The organism is Micromonospora sp. NPDC004336, assembly GCF_053602615.1.
In genome coordinates this window covers 1-10,807 of the sequence record NZ_JBSGDY010000183.1, presented here as the reverse complement: position 1 = coordinate 10,807, position 10,807 = coordinate 1, and the positions used below count along the sequence as shown (strand labels likewise).

Annotated in this window: 7 protein-coding genes; all 7 read right to left on the bottom strand. The window is 72.7% G+C overall.

Features of this window, described 5'->3' with window-relative positions; translation table 11 throughout:
* Nucleotides 1-141: 141 nt before the first annotated feature.
* The 7 genes from ACWENR_RS26450 to ACWENR_RS26420 all read right to left on the bottom strand — a co-directional run bounded on the left by ACWENR_RS26450 (nucleotide 142) and on the right by ACWENR_RS26420 (nucleotide 10,677).
* Complete coding sequence (locus tag ACWENR_RS26450; RefSeq protein WP_452279661.1) at nucleotides 142-1,509, bottom strand: endo-1,4-beta-xylanase; 1,368 nt, start codon at nucleotides 1,507-1,509, stop codon at nucleotides 142-144.
* Nucleotides 1,510-1,951: 442 nt separating this feature from the next.
* The gene (locus ACWENR_RS26445) at nucleotides 1,952-3,211 is read right to left on the bottom strand and encodes an MFS transporter (RefSeq protein ID WP_452279660.1); all 1,260 of its coding nucleotides are present in this window, start codon (nucleotides 3,209-3,211) and stop codon (nucleotides 1,952-1,954) included.
* A gap of 36 nt (nucleotides 3,212-3,247) precedes the next feature.
* Entirely contained in the window at nucleotides 3,248-4,006 is a 759-nt protein-coding gene (gene narI, locus ACWENR_RS26440) for a respiratory nitrate reductase subunit gamma (protein WP_452279659.1), read from the bottom strand.
* Nucleotides 4,007-4,046: 40 nt separating this feature from the next.
* Entirely contained in the window at nucleotides 4,047-4,673 is a 627-nt protein-coding gene (narJ, locus tag ACWENR_RS26435) for a nitrate reductase molybdenum cofactor assembly chaperone (protein WP_452279658.1), read from the bottom strand.
* Nucleotides 4,670-6,364 carry a nitrate reductase subunit beta gene (narH, locus tag ACWENR_RS26430; protein ID WP_452279657.1) on the bottom strand — a complete coding sequence of 565 codons (1,695 nt, stop codon included), beginning with the start codon at nucleotides 6,362-6,364 and terminating at the stop codon, nucleotides 4,670-4,672. The genes narJ and narH overlap by 4 nt, the downstream gene beginning before the upstream one ends.
* Nucleotides 6,364-10,029: a nitrate reductase subunit alpha gene (locus ACWENR_RS26425; protein ID WP_452279656.1), complete on the bottom strand. Its 3,666-nt coding sequence runs from the start codon at nucleotides 10,027-10,029 to the stop codon at nucleotides 6,364-6,366. Before ACWENR_RS26425 ends, narH begins: the two co-directional genes overlap by 1 nt.
* A 210-nt stretch (nucleotides 10,030-10,239) precedes the next feature.
* Entirely contained in the window at nucleotides 10,240-10,677 is a 438-nt protein-coding gene (locus ACWENR_RS26420; protein ID WP_452279655.1) for a hemerythrin domain-containing protein, read from the bottom strand.
* Between the last annotated feature and the right edge of the window lie 130 nt (nucleotides 10,678-10,807).

Sequence of the window (10,807 nt, the reverse complement as noted above, 5' to 3'; positions counted from 1 at the left end):
CGTAATTTATTATTTTTTGGGGGGGTGGCCCCTGTGGCCCCCCCCTCCGCCCCGCCCCCCCCGGTCCCCCCCCCCCGGGGCGCGGGGTCCCCCGGGGGGGGGGGCGGTCCCGCCGCCACCCCGGGGTCGGCCGGTCGCCGGTCAGGAGGCCGTGCAGGACCGCACCTGCGGGCGCGTCCAGTTGCCGTTGGTCATCGTGGTGAACCCGAAGACGTTGCCGCTGCCGTTGGACCGCATGGTCATGACGTACCCGCTGGTGTCCCAGCTCGGGGAGCCGTTCCAGGTGGCCGAGATCCGCTGCGGGGGCGTCACGGCGACGACCACGGTCCAGTTCGTCGCCCCGTCGACCACGACCTCGCTGTTGAACCGGTCGCCCCACCGCGTGCCGTCGCGCAGGGTGGCGGTGCAGCTGCCTCCGGGCGGCGGGGTCGTCGGGCTGCCGGTGGTCGGCGGCGTGCTGGTCGGCGGCGTCGTGCCGTTGTTGAGGGCGGCCAGGACCGCGTCGTACGCGGGCTTGCGGTTGCCGCCGTTGTCGAACAGCAGCGGGGTCTCGGAGGCGCGCCACGAGTCGCTGTCCCGGATGCCCCAGACGGTGATGCCGGTGCACCGGGCGACGGCCAGGCAGTCGTTGACCACGTTGCGGTACGTGGTGGGCGAGGCGCCGGCGATGTCCAGCTCGGTGATCTGCACGTCGACGCCGAGCGCCGCGAAGCTGGACAGCGTGGTGCGGTAGTTGCCCGGGTACGGCGAGCCGCTGTTGAAGTGCGACTGGAAGCCGACGCAGTCGATCGGCACGCCGCGCTGCTTGAAGTCGCGGACCATGTTGTACACGGCCTGGGTCTTGGCGTGGGTCCAGTCGTCGGTGTTGTAGTCGTTGTAACAGAGCTTGGCGCCCGGGTCGGCGGCGCGGGCGGCCCGGAACGCGGCCTCGATCCAGTCGTTGCCGGTGCGCTGGAGGTTGGAGTCGCGCCGGGCGCCGCTGCCGCCGTCGGCGAACGCCTCGTTCACCACGTCCCACGCCACGACCTGGCCGCGGTAGTGGGCGGCCACCTGGGTGACGTGGTTGAGCATCGCCTGGCGCAGCGCGCTTCCGCTCATGTTCTGCATCCAGCCCGGCTGCTGGGAGTGCCAGGCCAGGGTGTGGCCGCGCACGCTCATGCCCCGGCTGCGCGCGTGGTTGACGATCCGGTCCGCGTTGGCGAAGGTGAACTGCCCCTGCTGCGGCTCGGTGGCGTCGATCTTCATCTCGTTCTCGGGCGTCACGGAGTTGAACTCGCGGTTCAGGATCGTGACGTAGGTGTTGTCGCCGAGCTTGTTGGCGGCCACGGCGGTGCCGAAGTAGCGGCCGCGCTCCGCCGCGGACGCGCCCAGCGTGGTGCCGGCGCTGGCCGCGCCGGGCACGATCATCGCGCCGGCCGCGGCGAGCAGGCCCACGGCGGCCAGGACCAGGGCGCCGCGCGCTCGTGGGCTCGGCCTCGGACGGGTGTCCCGATGGCGCCTCTCGATCATCGTCGCTCCTTCTGTGGGGGTCGGTCCGCGTCCGTGGTGGGCGCGGGCCGGTGTGGTGGGGGTGTGCCGGGCCGAGCCGCCCGGCCGGACGCGCCCGGAGGACGCCGGCCGTTGCCATCGACCTCAATGGATGTGGAGTATGGCAGCGCCACGCATCGGCGAGCAACAGTTTCCGGAAAACTAACGATAGCTAAGGTCGATCTCGCGCCGACGGACGTGACAGAAAGGCCAGCTAGCTGACGTGCCGGAGCCGAGCGCCGGGCGGCCGGGGCATCCCGTGGAGAGGGCTGCCGGCCTCGTGTCGCCGGATGTTCCGGGACGGTTCCGTAACACGCCACTGTGGATGCGCCGCCCCCGGGCCCACCCGCGCCCACGACGAAGCCGGCCCGGCCGCGAGGCGGCCGGGCCGGACGCCGATCGGGTCGGCGGCGGTCGTGCGGGGTCAGGCGTCGCGCCTGGCGAGGCCCCCCATCTTCACCGCGGTGAACACCGCGGCGGCCAGCGCGACGTCGGAGAGCAGCATCAGGCCGATGGCGTACGAGCCCTGCACGCCGTACACCCAGCCCATCACCAGCGGCGGGACGAACCCGCCGAGGCCGCCGGCGGCGCCGACCAGCCCGGTGACCGCGCCCACCTGGTCGGCCGGGGCGACCTTGCCGACGAGGGCGAACACGGCGCCGCTGGCCGCGCCGAGCAGCAGCGCCATCCCCAGCAGCGCGACGGTCGCCACGGGCATCAGGGCGGGCTCGAAGGCCTGCACCACCGCGAAGGCGGCGACCCCGCCGAAGCACCACACCAGCACCGGCACCGGGTGCAGCCGGTCGGAGAGCCAACCGCCCACCGGCCGGGCGAGGACGGCGAGGACCACGAAGCCGGCCGTACGCAACGCGCCGTCGGCGGCGCTCAGGTCGTAGGTGGTGCGCAGGTAGGCCGGCAGGTACACGCTGAAGGCCACGAACCCGCCGAAGCCGACCGCGTACAGGAAGCAGAGCTGCCAGGTGACGGTCAGCCGGCCCACCGCGGCGAGGCGACGCCACGCCGAGCCGGTCGGCCGGACCCGGCCCGGTGCGTCGCGCAGCAGCAGGAACGACACGACCGCGTAACCGGCGAGGATCGCGGCCACCAGCAGGAACGGGGCCCGCTCGCCGTAGGCGTCGGCGAGCCGGACGGTGGTGAAGTTGGCGATCGCGGTGCCGCCCATGCCGATGCCGAACACGCCGATCGCGAAGCCGCGCCGCGCGGGCGGGTACCAGCCGGAGACCAGCGGCACGCCGACGGCGAAGGCGGTGCCGCCGATGCCGAGGAAGAATCCGGTCACGATCAGCGCCGGATAGGACGACACCACGCTCAGGGTCAGCACCGGCACGATCGTGGCGAGCGTGACCAGCGGGAAGACCACCCGGGCGCCGTACCGGTCGGTGAGCGCGCCCACCGGGATCCGGCCCAGCGACCCGACCACCACCGGCACGGCCACCAGCAGGGACTGGGCGGTGAAGCTGAGGTCCAGGCGCTCCTTGATGCCCGGGCCGAGCGGGCCCAGCAGCGCCCAGCCCCAGAAGTTGACCAGGAAGCCGAGGGTGGCCAGGACGAGCTGGGTCGTGGCGCCGGACCCGCCCGTCGTCGGCGCCCCGGCGGCGCCGGGGGAGGACGCCCCCGGCGCCGGGACGGTCCGGGTCGACTCTCCGTCACGCGCGATGCTCATGGCTGCTGCCTCCGTCGAATCGTGCTGGTACGGCGCTCACCGGCCCGAGCGGCTGCGGTCGCCGCGCGGGGTGGGCAGCGTCGGCGGTTCCCAGCCGGGCCGGCTCGGCCGCAGCCCGGGCCGGTCGTCGCGACTGCGGTACACGACGTACGGGCGGGTGGCGTAGCCGACCGGGGCGCTGAACGCGTGCACCAGCCGGGTGAACGGCCAGAACGCGAAGAGGGCGAACGCCGCCAGGATGTGGATCTGGAAGGCCACCGGCACGCCGGCCATGATCTCCGGGTCCGGCCGCAGGTAGAACAGCGACCGGAACCACGGGGAGACGGTCTCCCGGTAGTCGTAGCCGGGCCCCGAGACGTTGGCGCGCACGGTGGCCCAGAGGCCGAGCACGATCACGCCGGCGAGCACCACGTACATCGCCTTGTCGTTGCGGGTGGTGGCGGCGAAGACCGGCCCGGTGAGTCGCCGGCGGGCGACGAGGATGCCCAGCCCGATCAGGGTGCAGAAGCCGGCGACCGTGCCGACGAACACGGCCGTCAGGTGGTACGCGTGCTCGGTGATCCCCACCGCCTCGGTCCACGCCTTCGGGACCAGCAGGCCGCCGACGTGGCCGACGAGGACCATGAGCACCCCGAAGTGGAACAACGGGCTGCCCCACCGCAGGATGGTGCTCTCGTAGAGCTGCGACGACCGGGTGGTCCAGCCGAACTTGTCGTACCGGTAGCGCCAGATCAGCCCGCCGACCAGGACCACCAGGGACAGGTACGGGTACACGACCCACAGCAGCGTGTTCATCGGTCTTGCCCTCCGTTCGCGGTGGCGGTGCTCCGGGCGTTCACCGGCGGCCTCCGGTGGTGGCGGTGTCGACGAGGCCGAACGGCTCCAGCCCGACCTGCTCGACCGGCGGGCCGGTCCGGGCCAGCCGGGCGGCCGCGGCGAGGTCGGCCGGCCCGGCGGGCGGCAGCATCTCCCGGACGGCGGCCACCGCGTGCCGGTAGCCGGACCCCTCCCGCTCCAGCGCCGCCACCAGCAGGTCCAGGCCGACCCGGTTGTCGCGCAGCAGCCGCCATCCGCCGTCGTCCACGGCGGACAGGTCGAGCACCGCGGGCAGGAAGTCGGGCAGCTCGCCGTCGACCACCTCCAGGCCGGCCCGCTTGTACGCGGCGGTGAAGCCGACCAGGGCCTCGCCCCGCTTCCGGGTGTCCCCGCAGGTGTAGTAGGTCAGGTGCAGGCAGCAGCGGCGGCGGAAGTCGAACAGCTCGACGTACTCCGACCGGAGCCGGCCGGGCTCGGTGCCCGCGCGGTACGCGACGACCTCGCGCAGCGGCCCGGCGACCGCCGCCGGCAGCTCGTCGAGGGCGGCGCGCAGCACCGGCAGCGCCGCCATGACCTCGTCGTCCGGGTAACGCAGCAGCAGCGAGGCGGCCCGGGCCGCCACCGCCCGCCAGGTGGGCTCGCTCATCGTGCGCCGTCCTCCTGCTCGGGATCGCGGGGGCGGGGCGGGAAGAGCCCGCGCGGGGTGCCCTTGCCGTCCCAGTTGAGAAGGTTGACCCGGCGTGGCTCGTCGCCGGGGTCGGTGAAGGCGTCGGCGGTCTGCCGGTCGCGCAGCATGTGGAAGGTCTCCACCTGCACCGGCACCGGCGTGCCGGAGGACTCCCCGAAGGGACCCTGCCCGTACGGGCCGCCGCCGCCCATGCCCGGGCCGCCCTCGTAGTCGAGGCTGCACTCGGTGGCGATCTTCTCCAGCCGGTGCGCGTCCTCGGCGTGCGCGGTCGGGATGACGTAGCGCTGCTCGTACTTGGCGATGGCCAGCAGCCGGTACATCTCGTCCATCTGCGCGCCTGTCATGCCGACGGCGGCGGCGATCGACTCGTCGGGCGCCTCGCCGAGGTTGATCCGCCGCTGGTACGAGCGCATCGCGGCGAGCCGGTTGAGCACGGCGCGCACCGGCTCGGGATCCCCGGCGCTGAACAGCTCGGCGAGGTACTCCACCGGGATGCGCAGCGCGTCGATGGCGCCGAAGAGGTTGCCCGCGTCCTCCGCGTCGTGGCCGGTCTCGCGCAGCACGTCGGCCACCGGCGACAGCGGCGGGATGTACCAGACCATCGGCATGGTCCGGTACTCCGGGTGCAGCGGGAGCGCCACCTCGTACCTCATGATCAGGTCCCACACCGGGGAGCGCTGGGCGGCGTCGATCCAGTCGTCGGGGATGCCGGCGGCCCGGGCGGCCTCGGCCACGGCCGGGTCGTGCGGGTCGAGGAAGACCGAGCGCTGGGCCTCGTACAGGTCGTCCTCGTCCCGCACCGCCGCGGCCTCGGCGACCCGGTCGGCGTCGTAGAGCATCAGCCCCAGGTAGCGCAGCCGGCCCACGCAGGTCTCCGAGCAGATGGTCGGCTGCCCGATCTCGATGCGCGGGAAGCAGAACGTGCACTTCTCGGCCTTGCCGGTGCGGTGGTTGAAGTAGACCTTCTTGTACGGGCAGCCGGTGACGCACATCCGCCAGCCCCGGCAGCGGTCCTGGTCGACCAGGACGATGCCGTCCTCGGCCCGCTTGTAGATCGCCCCCGACGGGCAGGACGCGGCGCACGACGGGTTGAGGCAGTGCTCGCAGATGCGCGGCAGGAAGAACATGAACGTCTTCTCGAACTCCTGCTTCACCTGGTCGGAGACCTTGGCCAACACCGGGTCGCCGGCGGCGATCTCGTTGCCCCCGGCGAGCGAGTCGTCCCAGTTCGCGCTCCAGGTGATCTTCGTGTCGCGGCCGGTGAGCAGCGACTTGGGGCGGGCGACGGGGGTGTCGTCACCGGCCGGCGCGGTGAGCAGGTGCTCGTAGTCGTACGTCCACGGCTCGTAGTAGTCCCGCATGGACGGCAGCTTCGGGTTGGCGAAGATGCTGAACATCTTCTTCACCCGCCCGCCGGAGCGCGGCTTCAGCCGGCCCGTGCGGGTGCGGACCCAGCCGCCCTGCCAGCGCCCCTGGTCCTCGTAGGTGCGCGGGTAGCCCTGGCCGGGCCGGGTCTCCACGTTGTTGAACCAGACGTACTCGACGCCGGAGCGGTTGGTCCACGCCTGCTTGCACGTCACCGAGCAGGTGTGGCAGCCGATGCACTTGTCGAGGTTCATCACCATCGCCATCTGGGCCATGACGCGCATCAGTACTGCACCTCCTGCGAGCGGCGGCGGATCACGGTGACCTCGTCGCGCTGGTTGCCGGTCGGGCCCAGGTAGTTGAAGGCGAAGGAGAGCTGGGCGTACCCGCCGATGAGGTGGGTGGGCTTGACCAGCAGCCGGGTCAGCGAGTTGTGGATGCCGCCGCGCCGGCCGTTGACCTCGGCCTTCGGCACGTCGATCACCCGTTCCTGGGCGTGGTACATGTAGACCGTCCCCTCGGGCATCTTGTGGCTGACCACCGCCCGGCAGACCACCACGCCGTTGCGGTTCACCGCCTCGATCCACTCGTTGTCCCGCACGCCGATCTTCGCGGCGTCGGCCTCGCTCATCCACATCGTCGGCCCGCCCCGCGACAGCGTCAGCATCAGCAGGTTGTCCTGGTACTCGGAGTGGATCGACCACTTCGAGTGCGGCGTCAGATACCGCACGGTGATCTCCAGCTCGCCGTTGCGGCCCAGCCTCGGCTCGCCGAACAGCTTGTGCATGTCCAGCGGCGGCCGGAAGATCGGCAGCGCCTCGCCGGCCTCGTGCATCCAGTCGTGGTCGAGGAAGAAGTGCTGCCGGCCGGTGAGGGTGTGCCACGGCTTGAGCCGCTCGGTGTTGATGGTGAACGGCGAGTAGCGGCGCCCGCCGTGTTCGCTGCCCGACCACTCCGGACTGGTGATCACCGGCACCGGGCGGGACTGCGTGTCGGCGAAGGTGATCTGCTTGCCCTCGTGCTCGGCGGCCAGGTCGGCCAGGCGTACACCGGTGCGCCTCTCCACGTCGTGGAAACCGGCGGTGGCGACGCGGCCGTTGGTGGTGCCGGACAGCGCCAGGATCGCCTCGCAGGCGTGCACGTCCGTCGCCAGCGACGGCCGCCCGTCCGCGACGCCGCCGCGGATCTCGCCGTTCCTGCGCCGCAGGTACGCCACCTCGGGGCCGACGTCGACCGCCACGCCCTTGCCGGTGGTGCCGAGCGTGTCCATCAGCGGGCCCAGCGCGGCGAGCTTGTCGGCGACCGCCCCGTAGTCGCGCTCGACCACCAGCAGCTTCGGCATGGTCCGGCCGGGCACCGGCGTCTCGCCCTCGGCCGCCCAGTCGCGCACCCGGCCGTGCGGGGTCGCCATCGCGTCCGGGGTGTCGTGCAGCAGCGGCGCCGCGACGAGATCCTTTCGTACGCCGAGGTGTTCCGCCGCCAGCTTCGAGAACGCGCGGGCGATGCCGTGGAAGGCGGCGAAGTCGGTGCGGGTCTGCCACGGCGGGTTGATCGCCGGGGTGAACGCGTGCACGAAGGGGTGCATGTCGGTGCTGCTCAGGTCGTGCTTCTCGTACCAGGTGGCGGCCGGCAGCACGATGTCGGAGAAGAGCGTCGTGGAGGTCATCCGGAAGTCCAGCGACAGCAGCAGGTCGAGCTTGCCCTCCGGCGCCTCCTTGCGCCACGTCACCTCCGCGGGCCGCTGCTCCGGCGGCGCCTCGTCGGCGCGCAGGTTGGCGTCGGTGCCGAGCAGGTGCCGCAGGAAGTATTCGTTGCCCTTCGCCGACGAGCCGAGCAGGTTGGCCCGCCACACGGTCAGCACCCGCGGCCAGTTCCGCGGCGCGTCCGGGTCGGTGCAGGCGAAGCGCACCCGTCCCGCGCCGAGCTGCTCGGCCACCCAGCCGGCCGGGTCGTCGGGGCGGGCCGCCAGGGCCTCGTCGGCCAGGTCGAGCGGGCTGCGGTCGAACGTCGGCATCGAGGGCATCCAGCCCGCGCGCGCCGACTGCGCCAGCAGGTCCATCGTGTGCTTCCCGGCGAAGGCGCCCGTGCCGGTCGGCGAGGACACGACGTCCGCCGAGTACGTGTCGTAGCGCCACTGGTCGGTGTGGACGTACCAGAACGCGGTGCCGATCATCTGCCGTGGCGGGCGGACCCAGTCCAAGCCGAACGCGAGCTGCGCCCAGCCGGTCGCCGGGCGGCACTTCTCCTGCCCGACGTAGTGCGCCCAGCCGCCGCCGTTGACGCCCTGGCACCCGGTGAGGGTCACCAGCGCCAGGATCGCCCGGTAGGTGGCGTCGGAGTGGAACCAGTGGTTGGTGCCGGCGCCGAGCAGGATCATCGACCGGCCGCCGGAGCGTTCCGCGTTGTCGGCGAACTCCCGCGCCACCCGGGCGACCTGCGCCGCCGGCACGCCGGTGATCGGCTCCTGCCACGCCGGCGTGTACGGCGTCGCCACGTCGTCGTAGCCCGTCGGCCACTGCCCGGGCAGCCCGTCGCGGGCGACCCCGTACTGGGCCAGCAGCAGGTCGAACACGCTGGTCACCAGCTGGCCGTCGACGACGCGGGTCGGCACGCCCCGGCGCAGCACCTGCGGGGTGTCGGTGTCGAAGCGGGGCAGCTCCACCTCCACCGCGTCGCCGGCGCCCAGGCAGGTCAGCGCCGGCTCCACCTCGCCCAGGTCGAGGTTCCACTGCCCGTCCTGTTCGCCCCAGCGGTGCCCGAGGCTGCCGCGCGGGACGGCGGGCGCGTCGGTGGCCGAGTCCCACAGCACCGTCTTGAACGCCGCCTCCTTCCCGCTCTCGCCCAGGTCCTCGGCGGTGAGGAACTTGCCCGGCCGGTACGCCCCGTCCGCGCCCGGCTCCAGCGTCACCAGGAACGGCAGGTCGGTGAAGCGGCGCACGTAGTCGACGAAGCGCGGGGTGCGCCGGTCGACGAAGAACTCCTTGAGGACCACGTGCCCCATCGCCATCGCCAGCGCGCCGTCGGTGCCCGGCTGGGCGGGCATCCACTCGTCGGCGAACTTGACGTTGTCGGCGAAGTCGGGGCTGACCACCACGACCTTCTGCCCCCGGTAGCGCGCCTCGGCCATCCAGTGCGCGTCGGGGGTGCGGGTCACCGGCACGTTGGAGCCCCACATGACGAAGTAGGAGGCGTCCCACCAGTCACCGGACTCGGGCACGTCGGTCTGGTCGCCGAACACCTGCGGGGAGGCCACCGGCAGGTCGGCGTACCAGTCGTAGAAGGAGAGCATCGACCCGCCGAGCAGGGAGACGAACCGCGCGCCGACGGCGTGCGACACCATCGACATCGCCGGGATCGGGGAGAAGCCGGCGATCCGGTCCGGTCCGTACTCGGCGATCGTGTGCACGTGGGCGGCGGCGATCATCTCCTGTGCCTCGTCCCAGGAGATCCGCACCAGGCCGCCCTTGCCGCGCGCCTTCTGGTAGCGGCGGCGGCGCTCGGGATCGGCCTGGATCTCCGCCCACGCGGCCACCGGGTCACCGAGGCGGCCCTTGGCCTCCCGGTACATCTGCACCAGCACACCCCGCGCGTACGGGTACCGCACCCGGGTGGGGGAGTAGGTGTACCAGGAGAAGGCGGCGCCCCGGGGACAGCCGCGCGGCTCGTACTCCGGCCGGTCGGGCCCGACGCTCGGATAGTCGGTCTGCTGCTGCTCCCAGGTGATGATGCCGTCCTTGACGTACACCTTCCAGGAGCACGAGCCGGTGCAGTTGACGCCGTGCGTGGAGCGCACCACCTTGTCGTAGGACCAGCGGTCCCGGTAGAACGCGTCCGCCTCCCGGCCGCCGATCTGGTGCAGTGTCCGGCCGTCGGCGGACACCTCCGCGCGGCGGACCAGACCGCCCACCGCCAGCAGCGCCCGTCCGGCACCGTCGGTCGCTCGCGACATAAGCTCCATCCCTCAGGTAGATCGCCGTTCTGCCCACATTCGTGGTGGGTGCGCCGGAGCGCAACCGGAAGCGGGGTCCGGATGCCATCCTGTCGAGGCGTTGACCGGGGGAACCGGGCCGAAGGTCCCGAAGATCGTCAGCGATTCGTCATGCGGCCGATGCCGGACGAGTGCCGAGGCGGTCGAGGCCGGCTGGCGGTTCCGAACGACCTATCGGGCGGCGCCGGTCGGGGTGATCCGGTCCCAGGCCGGAATCGGCAGCGCGATCACCGCGGCGGGGAAGAGCCCGTGCTCCTCGTTGTCGATGTGCCGGTGCAGCCGGTCCAGCGCGGCCAGCACCGCCGGCCAGTCCGGCGCCGACCGGTCGACGCCGCCGAGCACACCGTGGATGTCGTCGTGCTCGGCGCAGAGCCTCTCCACCGCCTCGGCCAGGCTGCCCTCGGCCCGCAGTTCCTCGAAGAGCCCCCGCTCCTCGGTGGCGGTGTGCGGGACGAGGAGGGCCAGCAGGGCGTCCAGCGCCGCCGGCGCGTCGGCGGCGCCGGCCCGTACCGCCGCGCGGAGCCGGCCGGCCGCGTTCGCGATCGCCTCGTGCTCGTCGGAGAGCCGACCGATCAGAGGAAACTCCCGGCAGCCGCAGTAGTTGCACATCAGCACTCATCTCCCCGCATCACGGTGGCGTCCGTCCCCATCGTCGGCTCGGCGTGATCGCCGCCGACAGGGCCGATCGGCCCGGTACGCCCGGGGCGGCGGCCCCCGGGACGCCACCGCCCGCGGCGGG